At 61.6% G+C, this 15,927-nt stretch carries 16 protein-coding genes; all 16 read right to left on the bottom strand.

The window, feature by feature from the left end; translation table 11 throughout:
* Positions 1 to 17: 17 nt before the first annotated feature.
* The 16 genes from FKV68_RS00730 to FKV68_RS00655 all read right to left on the bottom strand — a co-directional run bounded on the left by FKV68_RS00730 (position 18) and on the right by FKV68_RS00655 (position 15,831).
* The gene (locus FKV68_RS00730; RefSeq protein ID WP_180939659.1) at positions 18 to 227 is read right to left on the bottom strand and encodes a hypothetical protein; all 210 of its coding nucleotides are present in this window, start codon (positions 225 to 227) and stop codon (positions 18 to 20) included.
* Positions 228 to 491: 264 nt separating this feature from the next.
* The gene (locus tag FKV68_RS00725; protein ID WP_180939658.1) at positions 492 to 1,124 is read right to left on the bottom strand and encodes a hypothetical protein; all 633 of its coding nucleotides are present in this window, start codon (positions 1,122 to 1,124) and stop codon (positions 492 to 494) included.
* A complete protein-coding gene (locus FKV68_RS00720) occupies positions 1,124 to 1,996 on the bottom strand; it encodes an ABC transporter permease (protein WP_180939657.1) in 873 nt (290 codons plus the stop codon). Before FKV68_RS00720 ends, FKV68_RS00725 begins: the two co-directional genes overlap by 1 nt.
* Complete coding sequence (locus FKV68_RS00715) at positions 1,993 to 2,781, bottom strand: ABC transporter ATP-binding protein (protein WP_180939656.1); 789 nt, start codon at positions 2,779 to 2,781, stop codon at positions 1,993 to 1,995. The genes FKV68_RS00720 and FKV68_RS00715 overlap by 4 nt, the downstream gene beginning before the upstream one ends.
* A gap of 146 nt (positions 2,782 to 2,927) precedes the next feature.
* Entirely contained in the window at positions 2,928 to 3,905 is a 978-nt protein-coding gene (locus FKV68_RS00710; RefSeq protein ID WP_180939655.1) for a YVTN family beta-propeller repeat protein, read from the bottom strand.
* Between the two features lie 79 nt (positions 3,906 to 3,984).
* On the bottom strand, positions 3,985 to 5,220 hold the full coding sequence (locus tag FKV68_RS00705; protein WP_246452537.1) for an ABC transporter substrate-binding protein: 1,236 nt from the start codon (positions 5,218 to 5,220) through the stop codon (positions 3,985 to 3,987).
* Positions 5,221 to 5,381: 161 nt separating this feature from the next.
* Positions 5,382 to 6,434 carry a GlxA family transcriptional regulator gene (locus tag FKV68_RS00700; protein WP_180939653.1) on the bottom strand — a complete coding sequence of 351 codons (1,053 nt, stop codon included), beginning with the start codon at positions 6,432 to 6,434 and terminating at the stop codon, positions 5,382 to 5,384.
* 80 nt (positions 6,435 to 6,514) lie between these two features.
* Complete coding sequence (locus FKV68_RS00695; protein WP_180939652.1) at positions 6,515 to 7,513, bottom strand: 4-hydroxyproline epimerase; 999 nt, start codon at positions 7,511 to 7,513, stop codon at positions 6,515 to 6,517.
* 12 nt (positions 7,514 to 7,525) lie between these two features.
* Complete coding sequence (locus tag FKV68_RS00690; RefSeq protein ID WP_180939651.1) at positions 7,526 to 8,377, bottom strand: ABC transporter permease; 852 nt, start codon at positions 8,375 to 8,377, stop codon at positions 7,526 to 7,528.
* Complete coding sequence (locus tag FKV68_RS00685) at positions 8,374 to 9,222, bottom strand: ABC transporter permease (protein WP_180939650.1); 849 nt, start codon at positions 9,220 to 9,222, stop codon at positions 8,374 to 8,376. Before FKV68_RS00685 ends, FKV68_RS00690 begins: the two co-directional genes overlap by 4 nt.
* 13 nt (positions 9,223 to 9,235) lie before the next feature.
* Positions 9,236 to 10,324, bottom strand: a complete 1,089-nt coding sequence (locus FKV68_RS00680) for a quaternary amine ABC transporter ATP-binding protein (protein WP_180939649.1) — start codon at positions 10,322 to 10,324, stop codon at positions 9,236 to 9,238.
* A 110-nt stretch (positions 10,325 to 10,434) separates the two neighbouring features.
* The gene (locus FKV68_RS00675; RefSeq protein ID WP_180939648.1) at positions 10,435 to 11,286 is read right to left on the bottom strand and encodes a glycine betaine ABC transporter substrate-binding protein; all 852 of its coding nucleotides are present in this window, start codon (positions 11,284 to 11,286) and stop codon (positions 10,435 to 10,437) included.
* Between the two features lie 73 nt (positions 11,287 to 11,359).
* Entirely contained in the window at positions 11,360 to 12,706 is a 1,347-nt protein-coding gene (locus tag FKV68_RS00670; protein WP_180939647.1) for an NAD(P)/FAD-dependent oxidoreductase, read from the bottom strand.
* Positions 12,703 to 14,220, bottom strand: a complete 1,518-nt coding sequence (locus tag FKV68_RS00665; RefSeq protein WP_180939646.1) for an aldehyde dehydrogenase — start codon at positions 14,218 to 14,220, stop codon at positions 12,703 to 12,705. The genes FKV68_RS00670 and FKV68_RS00665 overlap by 4 nt, the downstream gene beginning before the upstream one ends.
* Positions 14,213 to 15,121, bottom strand: coding sequence for a dihydrodipicolinate synthase family protein (locus FKV68_RS00660; RefSeq protein WP_180939645.1), 909 nt, complete (start codon positions 15,119 to 15,121; stop codon positions 14,213 to 14,215). Before FKV68_RS00660 ends, FKV68_RS00665 begins: the two co-directional genes overlap by 8 nt.
* Positions 15,118 to 15,831: a GntR family transcriptional regulator gene (locus FKV68_RS00655; protein WP_180939644.1), complete on the bottom strand. Its 714-nt coding sequence runs from the start codon at positions 15,829 to 15,831 to the stop codon at positions 15,118 to 15,120. The genes FKV68_RS00660 and FKV68_RS00655 overlap by 4 nt, the downstream gene beginning before the upstream one ends.
* Positions 15,832 to 15,927: the final 96 nt, after the last annotated feature.

Below are 15,927 nucleotides of genomic sequence, written 5' to 3'. Positions count from 1 at the left end.
TACCTCCCAACGCAACGTCACGTTTCCCGGCCCTTGTCGGGGAACGCACATTTCCAGCGCACAATCTTCAGTGTCGGATGGCTCTCGGACCACTTCGCGATCTCGGCCGGAGCCAACATCATGCACTGGAAAAGCGTTCCCCGCGCCTCGAAATACAGGTGCTCGGTGCGGCAATTGGTAGGGTTGGCCAACATGCAGACGGTCAGGATGAGATCGACGAGGTTCAATAGAGCACCCTTCCCTGCGCGGCGCGCACAGCAATCACGTTCGCTCGCGTGCTTTGCATGCCGATCGACAACAGGCCTTCACGAGGTGCCCGATGGAAAGCCTGGCAGGAGGATACGCGTGCGATAAACGAGCGTCAATTCGTCCGCGAACCTCCGCCTGCTGCATGGCCCATCATGCAGCGATTGAAAGTGCTGCAGCGACCTTTGCCCGCCCCAAAAAACGCACGGCGCCGCAGGTCTCCGGCAGCCGCGGACCTCCAAGGCTCACTGGTCTTTCAGCGCTTGCGCAATCGTCTTGGCCAGAGCGTACAAGCGCTGCTCGATCAGCGTCGGCACCTCGCAGACAAAGCCCAGCGACTCCGTCCGCTCCCGAAAAACGCGTGTCTGGAACACCAGCCGATCGCTCCGTGCGGTCAGCTCGTTCGGGTCGGCGTCGGGCTTCGCCCGCAAGGCGTCCACGGCAGACGCCTCCTGCCGCAGGAATGCCGCCATGTCCCTCTGCCTGTGGGCGTAGCGCCCAATACCGGCGATAACGTCCGAGCGCTCCCGGTTCATATGGTCGAACAGACCCTGCACGAGCATGGTCATGCGCTTCTCTCTCTCACCCGCGGGCAGGCCTTCCGCATAGGTCTTGATCTTCTGCTGCGCCTCCGGAAGCGGAACGCGACGGGCCGACAGTTCCGGCACCAAGGCAGAAATGGCCGCATCCTTGGACCAGTCGGCCGCCGTTGGCGGCAGTTCGCCACTGGTCCAGATCTGGCCGAGCGAAAGTTCCGGGACCTTGCGCTGGATGCACGGCCAATCCGGGTCGTCTCCCTGCGCCGCAAAGACCGGCCATGCGGCTATCGCAGCGACCGCCGCGGCGGGCACGAGGCGTTTCAGGGAGAGCCACCCCATCAGGCATTTCCTCCGGTGTCCTGCTTGCGGCCGAGCAAGCCCGTCGATGGATCATAGGCGAGGATCGCACCGCCCAGAAACAGGGTGGTGAACGCAACCACGAACATGAGCGATCCCCAGTCGACCTGCCCATAAAGGGCGAAGCGGATCAGCTCGACGGCATAAGTGAACGGGTTTGCAAGGCAGATCTTGTAGAGAAGCGGGCTCGATTCCTGAATGCGCCATAGGGGATAGAGCGCGGGAGAGGCAAAATACATCGGGAAGATCACAAAGTTCATGATCCCCGCGAAATTCTCCAGTTGCTTGATCATCGACGACAAAAGCATTCCGAGCGAGCACAGCATCATCCCTGAGAGGAACAGCGCCGGCAGCACCAGCAGGTAGCCGGTCCACGGCGGCTTGACGCCCCAGAACCAGGCGATGGCGAGAAAGGCATAGACCTGCAGGATCGATACGGTGACGCCGGCGAGCAGCTTCGACACCAGCAGGAACCAGCGCGGAAACGGGCTGACCAGCAGGGTCCGCATGTTGCCCATCTCCCGGTCGTAGACCATCGACAGCGACGACTGCATGCCGCTGAACAGCAGGATCATGCCGCAAAGGCCCGGCGTGATATAGACCTCGTACAACACGTAGGTCTTGTAGGGCGGGATGATGGAGACACCAAGCACTTGGCGGAAGCCTGCGGCAAACACGAAGAGCCACAGGAGCGGACGAACCAGCGACGAGATGAAGCGCTCTCGCTGATTGAGAAAGCGCAGTCCTTCCCGGATCAGGATGCCCTTGAGGCACACGAGGTATTGGCGGGCGCCGAAGCCGCGCTCCATGGCGCGGCCTGCCGAAATGGGGCCTGCGGCAGATTGCAAAGTCATCGACGTTCTCCATTGGCCGGAACCGAAGCGACCCCGGTCAGGATCGCGAAGGCCTCTCGAATGCTGTCTGCGCCACAGGAACGGACGACGTCATCGACCCTGCCGTCCGCGAGCACCCGGCCCTTGTCGAGTATGATGACATGATCGGTTTCCTCGACCTCATCGATGAGGTGGGTGGCCCAGAAGACGCTGATGCCATCGGTAACCACTAACTTACGGATGGTGGAAAGGATCTCGGCACGCGACTGGATGTCGAGCCCCACGGTCGCCTCGTCGAGCAAGAGAAGCGGCGGACGATGCAACAAAGCGCGCACGATCTCGATGCGACGCATCTGCCCGCCGGAGAGGCTGCGTGCCTTGTCGTGCAACCGATCGCTCATGTCGATCTGGTCGAGCAGCGCCGTAATCCGCGTCAGGGCCTCTCTTCGCCCGATGCCGTGCAGTGAGGCGTGGTAGGAGAGATTCTGGTAGATGCTCAGATCGAGATCGAGCGTGCGCGCCTGAAACACGATGCCGAGGCGGCGCAGTGCCTCGCCCGGTTCCCGGCCGACGTCGTGACCGAAGATGCGGATCGTGCCGTGGCGGGTGCTGTAGAGATGGGTGATCAAGGAGAACAACGTCGTCTTGCCGGCACCGTTGAGGCCGAGCAAGACGGTGAAGCGTTGTGGTGCGATCGAAAAGGAAACGTCGGACAGAACCTGCTTGTGGCCGTAGGAATGTTTGACCCCCGCCACGTCAAGTGCGGCAGGCAAGCTCACTCCATCATTGGCCTTAACATGCTGCATGGTGTCGTGTTCCTCCGCGAACGGCAAAGTTAACCCGAATCCCAGCCTATTTGATGGTGGTCGTTCCTTGCAAACCTTTCTCCGGCAGATCGGGAACAGACCACGTGTCGTCTCTTGCTTTCTGACTGGACGGCTTTTGCCGTGCATCAGTTCGGGCTGACGACCACCCCCCATGGCAGCGCCCCGACGGTCACCGACTGAACCGCTTCATCAGTCGCGACGTCGATGAAGGTGATGTCGTTCGAAACGCCGTTGGTGCTGATGATCGTCTTCTGGTCCGGCGTGAAAGCGAGCTGCCAGACCCGTTGCCCGACCAGGATGTATTTTTCAACTTCATAAGTCTCCGCATTGACCACGGCGACGCGATTGGCCGGGCCGAGCGCCACATAGGCTTTCTTGCCGTCGGCAGTGATGCGCACGCCGACAGGCTGGATCGATTCCGAGCGCAAACCGGGAATCTCGAAGTTGATCCTGTGCTTCACCTCACGGCTCGCATTGTCGATGACCGAGACGGTGCCGCCGATTTCGGCGCTGACCCAGACCTCGGAATTGTCGGGCTTGAACTCGGCGAAGCGCGGCCGGGCATCGACGAGCACATTATCGGTGATCTCGTGGGTCTCGGTGTCGATGAAGTGGGCCATGTTGGTCGTTTCCGAGGTGTTGACCAACGATTTCCCGTCCGGGCTGATACCCATTCCCTCGGGTTCCACGCCAACCGGCACTTCCATCGCCACACTCTTGCTCTCGAGGTCGATGACGGTGACCAGATTGTCGTCCTCATTGGCGACGTAGAGTGTCTTGCCGTCGGGAGAGAGGACGAACAGCTCGGGGTCCGGTCCGGACGGCAGCGCTCCGACGATCTCGTAGGTTGTCGTATCGATGATCTCTATCGTGTCGTCGTCGCTCGCGCAGAGATAGATGAACTTGCCGTCGTGCGAAATCGTGATGCCGCGCGGTCGCTGGCCGACATCGATGGTGCGGACCACCTCCATCGTGGTCGAGTCGACGACGGTTACCGTGTTGTCCTTCTCGTTGGAGACATAGACCATATAGGCGAACGCCGGCGACCCGAAGCTTGCCGCCACAACAAGTCCGGCCGAAAGAAAGGTCAGTCCTCGCAGCATCTGGCTCTCTCCCTGTTTGCTGCATTTCAAAGCGCTACAGCAACTTTAGCGCGTCCGCTTGGACGCGGGCCGCTGTCGCCTATTTCAGCTTGCATTGGGTCTCCGGCTGATCGATCCCGAGCGTGTCGAGTTCGGAAACCTGATGCAGGAATCCCTCCTGCGGCGACGTCGACACGACGGAACGGCCATCTCCCAGGAAGATCGGCTGGCGCAACTGCCAGTTCCATTTCCTGAAGGTCAGCCTCTGCCCCTTGAAGGCGGCGATCGAAAAATCATCGGCGCGAATGAAGGCCGCGAGCTTTTCGGGATCGGCACTTTGCGTGCGCGTGGCAGCATCGCCGATAATTCTCGCTGCCGTCCACGCGGCCATGTCCTTCGACAACATGCGTCTGCCATTCGCCTTGGCGAAGCGGTTCTGTATCTGCGTGCCGCCCCATTGCTCGCTGGCCGGATGCCAGGCGGAGGGGACCAGGCCGGCGGTTCCGGCTACCGGGCGCGGAATCCAGGTCCGGAACGGCACATAGGTTCCGAAAACCTCGCTTTCGTCCGCCACGAGCAGCACATCGTGCTCGGGGAAATCCTGAGTGAAGACCGGCATCTGCCGTTGGATCTGGACCACTCCGGTGTCCGTCCGCCGCGCGGTGCCGGTGTCGGTGAACTCCTTTTCCGCGACGATCTCGCCGCCGAAGCGGGTCGCGGCACGGCGGAGCGCATCGGCAAACAGCATGTCCGGCTCATGCGAGCCATAGATCAGTACCCATCGCCGCCACTGCTTCCAGACCAGATACTGCGCCAGGCCGTCGGCGAGCATGGTGCGGGTCGGCGCCGTGTGGAAGACGTTCGCTCGGCAGTCCTCCTCGCGCAGACGGTCGTCCGTGGCGCCAACGTTGAAGATCAGGACGCCCTTGTCGCGAGCAAGGTCGGCAATCGACAGGAGTTGCGTGGCGGAGAGATCGGCCAGAATGTAGCGAACGCCCCTCGACATCATGTCAATGAAAGCCGGCACGACATCGGCATCCGGCTTCACCTCGGACACATCGAGCGTAAACTTCTGCTTAAGGAAGGTACCGGTCGTGTTGTTGTCGCCGATTGCGACCTTCGCCCCCGCAACGCCTTCATCGCTCGGCGGCACGTCCAGCACCGAAAGTGCCAGTTGCGGTGCATAGGCACGAAGATAGCCCAGCTTGATCTGCGAAACCTTTTCGGCCGGAGCGGACTTGGCGGCCGGCGCGGGTGAAGACTCCTGCGCAACGGCGCTGGAGAGGCTAGGAACCGCAAGAAGAACAGAGACAAATACTATAAGGACACGGAGCACCGCACATCCCATTTGGCCACCAGAATACACCATCTCCGACGCCAGCCGGATCTGTGCAATGTCTTGGTGCCGCTAACAGATTAACCGAGATGTCCCTTTATTCAACCGCAAATTGGCAAGAGCTGCGCCCTTGGTGACGGTTTGGAGACGTTGCAGCCGGCCTACGTGTTTAATCTCGCCAGCCCCTTCTCGCCAGGCGCTTGCCGTTCGCGGGCTGCGGAATCGCGGATTTCCGCAGGCGTCCGGCCGTAGGTGCGCCGAAACTCCTTGGTAAAATGCGAAGTGTTCACAAACCCCACATCTAGGGCAACCTCGATTATGGGTTTCCTGCTCGTCAGCAAAATCTGCTTCGCCCGGTCCAAGCGAAGGCGCCGAAAGGCCAGAGCGGGAGACATTCTCGTCTTTTCAGTAAACAGCCGCTCGAGTTGGCGCCTCGAAAGCCCCACCGAAGCCGCAAGCCCTTCAATGGTGATTCCACCTTCGAGATGCTGTTCCATGGTTATCAGAACGGCCGCAACACGCGAGTCTTCGACATGATCGCGGAGCGGCTGGCGCGTCTGGTTGTCGAACTGCGATCGGGCCTTTTCAATCTGCAGCACTTCAAGCGCGTTACGCTCGGCATCCGAACTGATGTGCCGCCTCACCAGGGCGGCCGCGAGATCGGCGGCGCTGCTTCCCCCTGCGCAGGAGCCGCGCTTGCGGTCCAGGTTGAACAGCCGGTCAGGCCGGGCTTCGTGATCAGGAAAGCGTTCGCGGAACTGCTGATAATGAAGCCAGCTCACACAGGTCGCGTGTTCTTTCATCAGGCCCGCTTCCGCGAGAATGAAGGAACCGGTACACAGGCCGATTAACGGAACCCTTTTCGAAGCGGCGTGTTTGAGAAACCGGATGGTGTCATGGTCGACCGGTTGTTCGACAGTCAGAAGGCCGCCCACGACGGCAATGTAGTCGAATTGGCAGGGATCGACGAAGTCGGAGGTGGGAGCGACCTGAACACCGCAACTCGAGGTGATCAGGTGCCGCGTGCTGCCGAGGACCTGCCAATCGGCGAGGACCCGGCCCGACCGGTCGAGCTGGTCGCTCGCCAGCCGAAGGGTGTCGACGAACAGCGCGAAGGCCGACAGCGTGAAGGATCGCGCGAGGATGAAGCCGATTTTCAGCCGCCGCACCTGCGCGGATCTCCCCGCCGACGATGATTGAATGGAGTGTCCCATTACGCTTGGCTCTCCTGGTCACACCCGGCAGTGAACGCGCGTGTGGGCCGGTATTCTCGCGGTGCCTCGATCACGCCCGTTCATCTGATCTGAAATCCATGGGCCAATGGATCGCGGTCGTCGACGAAGATCGTATTGTGCCCGGTGATCCGCGCCCATGCGCCGATGCTCGGCATGATGCCCTCGTGCGTCCCGACCTTGGTGGCCGCCTCGACCCGTCCTTCGAAAACCGTGCCGATCAGGCTTTCGCTTCGATAGGTCTCGCCAACCTTGAGCCGACCTTTGCCGTAGAGCTGCGCCATGCGGGCGGACGTTCCGGTCCCGCCCGGCGAACGATCGATCGCCTTCTCGCCATAGAAGACCGCGCCGCGGCCGTCGGCGGTTTCGTCCCTTGCGCGATCGCACCAGATGGCGTGGTGGACGCCGCGAATGCGTTCATCCTCGGGATGCACGGGATCGCAAACGTCTGCAAGCGCATCGCGGAGCTTCTGGCTGAGGCTGACGAGTTCGGACGCTGTCGTGCCGTCAAGGCCCGGCCAGTTCCGCTGAGGCTCGACGACCGCGTAGAAGTTGCCGCCATAGGCGATGTCGACGACGAGGCGTCCGACACCGGGAACATCGACCTCCACGTCCGCTTCGTGCAGGTAGCTCGCGACATTGAACAGGCGGACGCTTCTGACGAAAGCGCCGTCCATCTCGTACTTGACGTCCACTTTTCCGGCCGGCGTCTCGATCGACAGGGTGCCCGGCGTTCTGGGTCGGACAAGACCTTCCTCGATGACGACCGTCGAAAGGCCGATGGTGCCGGCGCCGCACATTGGCAGGCAACCGCTGACTTCGATGAAGAGCGCCGCGAAGTCACAGTCGTCCCGGAAGGCGGGATAGACGATGGCGCCGGACATCACGTCGTGGCCGCGCGGCTCGAACATCAGCGCCCGGCGGATCCAGTCATAGTCGCGGACGAAGATCTCGCGGCGCTCGAAAATCGGCAGATGCGGAAGCAAAGGACCGCCCCCGGCGACGACCCGGACCGGATTGCCGCAGGTGTGTGAATCGATGCAGAAGAAGCTGTGCCGCATGGTGAGATCCAATCAGCCCGTTGCCCGGGTTCGGTCACGCTGAAGCGCGCCACGCGAGAGCCTGTCGAGAAGAAGTGCGACCGCAACGATCGCAAGCCCGGCACGCAGGCCAAGGCCCATCTCCATTCGCGTCAAGCCCCGCGTCACCTCGGCGCCGAGCCCGCCCGCTCCGACCAGGCCAGCCAGGACGACCATCGCAAGCGACAGCAGGATGCATTGATTGAGGCCGACGAGCAGGGTCGGCTTTGCCGCGGGAATTTCGATCTTGAAGAGGATGGAGCGGGGCGAGGCGCCGATCGCCTGGCCGAGTTCGAGCATGTCCTTCGGAACCTGGTTGAAGGCGAGCGTCGTCAGGCGCAGCATCGGCGGTATGCCGTAGACGATCGTCGCGATGATCGCGGGCACCCGCCCCAGGCTGAAGATCATGACCGCTGGAATGAGATAGACCCATGGAGGAACGGTCTGCATGATATCGAGAACCGGGCGGATCGCCGCCTCGACGGCCTTGATGCGAGAGGCGAGGATGCCAAGCGGAAATGCGACCAGGACGGAAATCGCCACGGCCACGGTGACGAGAGCAATCGTCTGCATCGAAGCGTCCCAGAGACCCATCAGAAGGCAGAAGCCGAGTGCCAGCCCCGCGAGGATGGCCGCCCGTATAGTCACGAGGAAGAAAGCGAGAGGCATCACGACTGCGATCAGCATGTAGGATGGCAGCGAGAGCAGTGTCGCCTCGATCCCCGAAAGCACTGCCTCGACGACACTGGTGATCAACGCGAACAGCGGATGCAGGTTGGCGTTGAGCCAGTCGACGGCCGGCGCCAGGTATGTGCCCGGCGAAAACTGAAAGCTATCCAGATTCATGGTGTTCCTCCCTTGCCGAAGCGGGCGGCGCTCTGGGTGATGCGATCAAGCACCATGGTCAGCACGACGATCGCGATGGCGGCGTCGATCGACTTGGCGATATCGAGTGTGCGGATTGCCCCGTAGATCGTCTCGCCAAGACCGCCTGACCCGACAATGCCGGCGATGACGACCATTCCAAACGCCATCATCAGGCTCTGGTTGATGCCCGCCATGATGCTCGGCATTGCGAAGGGCAGACGGATCTTGAAGAACATCTGCCATTTCGTGGTACCGATCGCGTGACCCAGTTCGACGAATTCGTGCGGTGTCATGCGGATGCCGAGCGATGTCAGTCGGACGGCCGGAGGCATGGCGACGACGAAGGTCGCGATGAGGGCGGTCGCTGGTCCGTAACCCAGAAGCGCAATGGCCGGCAGAAGGTAGATGTAAGGCGGCAGGGTCTGAATGAGATCCAGGGCCGGCTCCAGCAATCGGTCGAGCGCCGGCAGAAAACCGGCTGCCACGCCGATCGGCAATCCAACCAACAGCGCAAGTGAGGTCGCGGTCATCACCAGGGCCAGGGTGCTCATGGTTTCCGGCCACAGCCCCATGAGCGCGCAAATGACGAGGGCTGTTCCGCTCAGGACGCCAAACCACGCACCGACCAGCCGCCATCCGGCAACGGCGAGAACAATTGCCACCACATAGAAAGGCGGCAGCGCGAGCAGCCACAGGATGCCCTCGTAGAATCCTTCAAGCAGAGTTCGCACGAGGTCGAAGAGGAATTCACCGTTGTCGCTCAGCCACTCCAGAGCCGAGTCCGTCCACGCGTCGAACGTATCCGCGAAAGCCGCAGTCTCCATGGCGAACGCTCCTCTAGGCTGCCGCAGCCTGCTCGCCGATCGGCGTCCCCTTGACACCGGCAAGCAGGCTCCGCGCGGTCACGATTCCGACGACGGTTCCGCTGTCCAGAACGGCGACCGCGTCACGGTCCGATTGCATGGCGAGGCCGATCAGCTCATCGATATCGGCCTCGGGCGACGTTCTGGCGAGGGTGCCGATATCGCTACCCGGGTGCTGTCGCTGATAGTCGGCGACCGGGACCATGACCGAATGGGCCTTGATCAGATGGAGGCGGGAAATGCCGGCGACGAAGTCGGCGACATATTGATCGGCCGGGTTCAAGACGATGTCCTCAGCAGTCCCCACCTGGATGATGACGCCGTCCTTCATGATCGCGATGCGATCGCCGATGCGGATGGCCTCGTCGAGGTCATGGGTGATGAACACCGCCGATTTACCGAGTTCTTTCGTGAGCTGCCGGAATTCGTCCTGCAACTGACGGCGAATAAGCGGGTCAAGCGCGCTGAACGGCTCGTCCATGAGAATGATTTCCGGATCCGAGGCGATGGCGCGCGCCAGTCCGACGCGCTGTTGCATGCCGCCGGACAGTTCTGCGGGATAGCGATTGAGCCAGTCGCCAAGTCCGACTTTCTCAAGCGCTGCTTGCGCGGTCCGGTTTCTCTCCGCTTTGGCAATGCCCTGCACCTCGAGACCGAAGGCCGCATTCTCGAGCACCGTTCGATGCGGAAGCAGGGCCACGCTCTGGAAGACCATGCCGATATTCTGGGCTCGCATCTGGCGGAGTTCGGTCGCGTCGAGGGCCGACAGATCCCTGCCCTTCACCAGAACCTTCCCGAAGCTTGGAGCGATCAACCGGTTGAGAAGCCTGATCAAGGTAGACTTGCCGCTGCCCGACAATCCCATGATGCAGAAGATTTCGCCACGATGGACCTGCAGGCTGGCGTCGGAAACGCCGACCACGCAATTGTATTGCTGCAGGATCTGCTTTTTCGACAAACCGCGCTTCGCAACTGCTTCCATCGCGGCGGGTGCCTTGTCACCAAAGATCTTCCACACCGATTGGCAGTCGATCAGCACTTCATTCGTATGGATGCTTGCCATTTTTTTGTTCCCGTTGGAGCCAATCTTGTGCTGGCAGGTCTCAAGTCTTCACAAGCCTTGGCGGCGGCCGCCCGGACGGGTGTCCAGGCGGCCAATTGCGGTTTGAAACCTCAATACTTCTTGATGTTTTCCCAGCGCTGCAGGAGGTCGGCGTGGTTATCCGTCCACTCCTTGACAACCTCTTCCATCTTCTTGCCGTCTCCGACTGCGCCATTGATCGCGGTGATGTCAGCCAGCGGAACATAAACGCTCGCCAGGATCTCGCGCGCCTGCGGGTTCTCTTCGGAGAAGCCCTTGTGGCCGATCCAGTAATAGGTCTGCGGCGGCGGGAAGACGCCCTTCGGGTCCTTGAGGTACTTCACGTCGTACTTCTGCATCATCCACGACGGCTCCCACAGAGTGACAGCGATCCACTCCTGCCTGTCGATTGCCGATTTAAGCGCCGCGGTCATCGCCGCGGTGCTGCCTTCGACGAGCTGGAGCTTGAGGCCGTAGTCCTTGACTGCGTTCGCGGTGTCGCGCATCAGCCCCGCGCCCGGCTCGATCCCAATGATCTTTCCGCTGAATTTGTCCGCGTTGTCGTTTAGCTGGTCGACGGAGTCGATGTTGACGTATTTGGGCACCGCCACGCCCTGATAGAGACCGTGGGATACGGGGGAGATCTTCTCCAGACGGTTCTTGTTCTTGTCCCAGTAGTCCTGGGCGACATAGTCGGTCTGCGACGCCAGGATCTGGATGTCGCCCTTGCTCAGCGCCGCATAGGCGATGCCCCACTCGGAAAATTCGGTCACGTTCACGGTATAGCCGGCGTCTTCCAGAACCTTCTTGGTGATGCCTGCGATCGGCGTCAGGTCCTCCCACGCCATGGTTCCCATCTCGATGGTCTTCTCTTCGGCGCGGGCCGGCATCATGGTCAGGCCGACCATTGCAGCGGCGCACAATGCTTTCCACAGTAACTTCACGGTTCACTCCTCCTGTTCCCGTTGCTTTTTCCAAGACTGTTCATTCAGTCTTCGTCATTGCGTGGTCGTCGGCTTAGCCCTCCCGACCAGCTCGCAATTCCTGCCAGCGGATGACCGCGTTGATGCCGAGCCAGGCCAAGGGCTCCGGCGGCAACCTGCTCGGTTTCGGCTGTGCCTTGTATTTCTCGAGATTCACGCTCTCGGTGTTGGTGGCGAGTTCCGCCGCCATAATGCCTGCGAGGGTGCTTTTGACGGTGCCGAGACCGTTCTCGCAGCAGGCGGAATAGACTCCCTCCTCGAGCTCACCGAAGGCCGGGACATGATTCCTGCTGAGGCAAAGCGCACCGGCCCAGCTGAACTCGAACGGCAGGCGTTCAAGTCCCGGAAAACGGACATCAAACGAGCGTCGCTGCTCTGCCGCAATTCCGGCAACGCGCTTCGCTGAGACCTCAAGGCTCGGGTCATAGGTGAAGCGGGTCCTGATCACGATGCGCGAACGTCCGCCGCTGCTGATCTTTCTCACCGTGGCGCCCATCGGGTCCGCCGGCAGCAGCGCCCACCGGTCGACGCCGGTCATCCCCTTTCGGATCTGGTCCTGCGAGAAGGCGGCCGTCATGGATGCGTAGGTGAAGACATGCGTCAGCCGACGGCGGAAATAGCCGAAGCTCTCGACATGGCCATTCACACCAAGGATCACCTTCGGGGCCGTTACCGTGCCGCGGCTGGACCGTGCCTTCCAGTGCTTGCCCTGCCGGGTCAGTTCGAGGACGGGCGATCGCTCGTAAAGTTCGATCTTCGGGCCCAGGCCGCGTGCCAGACCGCGGATGTAGTCGGCCGGCTGGATCATCACGGCGCCTGGCGTGTAGAGCCCGCCGAGGTAATGATCCGAGCCGGTAATCTCCCGCATCTGCTTCGCGTCGAAGAGATCGGATTTTTCGCCGATGCGCGTGAGCGAGCGGCTATAGTTGTCGTTGAGTTTCAGACCGCGTTCGCTTGCCGCGGCATTGATCTTGCCGGATGGATCGAATGTCTCCCTCGACATGCCGTATTCGGCGGCAGCCTCCGCGGCAAAGGCGATTGCGAGACGATTCTGCTCGATTTCGAGGAGCGTCGACTTCTCGTCGGCGACCGAATACTCGCCGGACGAAAGATTGTGCGGCACATCGATCATGTAACCCGAGTTGCGTCCCGCCGTGCTCCTTGCAACTTCTGTTGCATCGAGCACGACGACCTTCTCGCCCGGCCGCAGTTGCGACAATCTCCGCGCGGCCGAAAGGCCCGCGAAACCCGCACCGATGACAAGCCAATCGGCGCGGACGTCGCTCTCAAGCGTCTGCATCGGGAATCCGCGGGTGCTGATCGCCTCCCAGCCGGATGTTCCGGTATCGACGGGCAGTCGCTTGACCGCGTGCTGGCTCATCGCACGGTCTCGTCAACAGAGCGATCCGAAACATCGATCCAGATCGTCTTCAGCTCGGTGTACTGATCGTGGGCCCAGATGGACTTGTCGCGGCCGCCGAAACCGGATTCCTTGTAGCCGCCGAACGGCGTCGTCGCGTCACCCTCGCCGAAGCAGTTCACGGTGACGACGCCGGCGCGGATTTCGCGTGACAGCTTGATCGCGTTCCGGAGACTGCCGGTATAGACCGATGCCGTCAGGCCGTAGACGGTGTCATTGGCAAGGGTGATCGCCTCCGACAGGCTGTTGAACGTCGTGACGGAAAGGACCGGACCAAAGATCTCCTCCTGGAAGAGACGGCTATCGCGGCCGACACCGTCGACGACGGTCGGCTCGACAAAGTTGCCTTCACGCGTATCTCCGCCAAAGAGCAGCGAAAGCTTCTCGGCCTCGACCGTTTCGAGGTAGGATTTCACCTTCTCGAAATGTGCCTTGCTGACCAGCGATCCGATGCGGTTTTTCGGGTTGAGCGGATCGCCCATCCTCCATTCCCGCATATAGGCGCCTATGCGCTTCAGAAGCTCGTCCTTGACCTCGGCGTGGACGATGAGGCGCGACGTGGCCGAGCAGTTTTCGCCCATGTTCCAGAAGGCGCCGTTGACGACCTGCTCGGCGACCAGATCGAGATCCTCCACGTCGTTCATGACCACGGCCGGATTCTTGCCGCCGCACTCGAGAACAACCCGCTTCAGGTTCGAATCCGCTGCGTAGCGGAGGAAGCGTCGGCCGGTGGCGGTCGAGCCGGTGAAACTGACCATGGAGACGTCCATGTGCATGCCGAGCGGCTCGCCGACGTCCTTGCCGCTGCCGGTCACCACGTTGAAGACGCCCGCCGGAACGCCGGCTTCATGGGCGAGTTCCGCCACCTTCAGCGCGGTGAGCGTCGTCTCCTGCGCCGGCTTCACCACGACGGAGCAGCCGGCCGCAAGCGCCGGCCCGATTTTCCAGGCGAGCATCAGCAGCGGAAAGTTCCATGGCAGCACCAGACCGACGACGCCGATCGGTTCGCGTACGACCAGTGTCAGCGCATTCGATCCGACCGGCGCGGTGTTGTCGTAAATCTTGTCGATCAGTTCCGCGTGCCAGCGGATCGTGTGGATCGTATCCGGCACATCGATCGTCTGGACCTCGCGGATCGGTTTGCCGCTGTCGAGACTTTCCAGGACCGCAAGTTCGTGTCGGTTGCGCTCGAGCAGCCTCGCGAATTTGAGAAGGACTTCCTTCCTTTCACCGGGGGAGCGCAGATGCCAGCGGCCGTCTTCGAATGCTCCCTTAGCCTTCGCGACAGCAAAGTCGACATCGGCAGAATCGCAGGCGGCGATTTCCGTCAGGACTTCCCCGGTGGCCGGATTGGTCGTCTTGAAGGTCTTTCCCGATTGAGCCGGACGGAAGGCTCCGTCGATGAAGGCGCTCGACGGATAGGACATCGACTTCGCGATCGCCGTATATTCCGCTGCGGTCAGAAGATCATGCATAGTTGGCTCCCGAGGTGATGTGCGCGACGGACCGCTTCAGGTTGCTGACGACGGTCTGGAGGGTTCGCTTTTCTTCCGAATTCAGGGGACGCAGCGGTGCGCGCACCTCGCCGACATTCAGCCCGTTCAACTCGCAGCCGAACTTGATCGACTGGACGAACTTGCCGCATTCGAGGAAATCCATCAGCGGCAGCATCGCCGTCATGATGGCGCGGCCCTTGTCAAAGTTCTTCTCCAGCACGCAGGCTTCGTAAAGAGCGACATGTTCGCGCGGCAGGAAGTTGGAGCCGGCGCAGACCCAGCTTTTCGCTCCCCAGGCGAAGAATTCGAGCGCCTGGTCGTCCCAGCCGCATGAGAGCGAAATGTGCGGAAACTTCCGCGCCAGGAGGTGGAGGTTGCCCATGTCGCCGGAGCTTTCCTTGATCGCCACGACGTTCTTGGATTTGCCGACGCGGGAGAAATATTCGTCGCCCATCATCACGCCCATCCGGGCCGGATAGTTGTAGAGCATGATCGGCAGGTTGGCCGCACGGTCGATGGTGAGCGCATGGACGGCGTTCTCGCGCTCCGTCGGCAGGGCATAGGGCGGCGACGACACCAGGATCGCATCGGCGCCGATATCCTTGGCCGCCTTGGCGTATTCGACCGAATCTTCCGTCCGCGTCGCACCGGTGCCGACGATCAGCGGTAGCCGCGTGCCAATGACGTCCTTGGCGTGGGCGGCGAGATCGAAGCGCTCCTGCGCCGTCTGCGCGTAGTATTCCCCGGTGGATCCGCCGACGATGATCCCGTGGACCTTGGCCTCGATCAGAGATTCGAGAACCTCGGCGAACGCCTTCTTGTCGATCGTGCCGTTGGTGTAAGGCGTCACCGCAGGCGTGTAGATACCTTCGAAGTTCAAGACAGTTTCTCCATCGACAATGTGACCGGGCCATCGACCAAGGCGTCCGCCTTGAGGCCTTGCGGCGCGATGAACATCTCCATGTTCTCTCGCGAGAGTTCCCAGTGTTCGAAGACGAGGTCGACGACCGCGTCCTCGTCATGCGCGGCAATCGCCGCAATGAACGCGTCGTGATGCGCGACGGCGACACGCAGGCGCTTCTCCATGTCTTCGTTCCGCGGGCGGAAGAAGGTGTGGCCGATGCGGGCGTGATCGATCAGAAGGCGGCTGAGGCTGGGCTGCAGGTAGACGTTGCCCGACATCTCGCCCATGATCTCGTGGAAACGGTTGTTCTCCAGCACCATCGAAGGGGCGTCCTTGGAACTGGCCGCGGTGCGAAACCGCTCCTGCGTGTCCTTGAGGTCTACGAGCTGCCTAGGCTTGAAGTTCTGTACCGAGAGCCGACCGATCGCCGCGTAGACCATCGGCGCGACCAGAAAGAAGTTCCTGAGCGTCGAGTGGTTCATCGGCGCCACCCGCGCGCCCCGGTTCTCGCGAATCTCGACGTAGCCCTCGCCCTCAAGTCGGCGGATGATTTCGCGCACGGGAGTCCGCGACACGCCGTACCGCTCGCTAAGCGCCAGCTCGTCCAGGTCTTCGTCGGGATCGAGCTCCATCGTCAGGATCTGCCGTTTCAAATCTTCGTAGAGACCGTTTTTGCCGCTCTTCACAGGGACCTCCTCGAACGTCGGAAGTTGGCTCGATACGCACAAGGTCGCACTCGATGGGCGGTGAGTCAAGGAAATTGTATTACAGCGGTATACACT

The organism is Sinorhizobium mexicanum (assembly GCF_013488225.1).
GTDB lineage: Bacteria > Pseudomonadota > Alphaproteobacteria > Rhizobiales > Rhizobiaceae > Sinorhizobium > Sinorhizobium mexicanum.
Note: the sequence above shows the minus strand (reverse complement) of the source record. Positions and strands in the feature narration are given on the sequence as shown.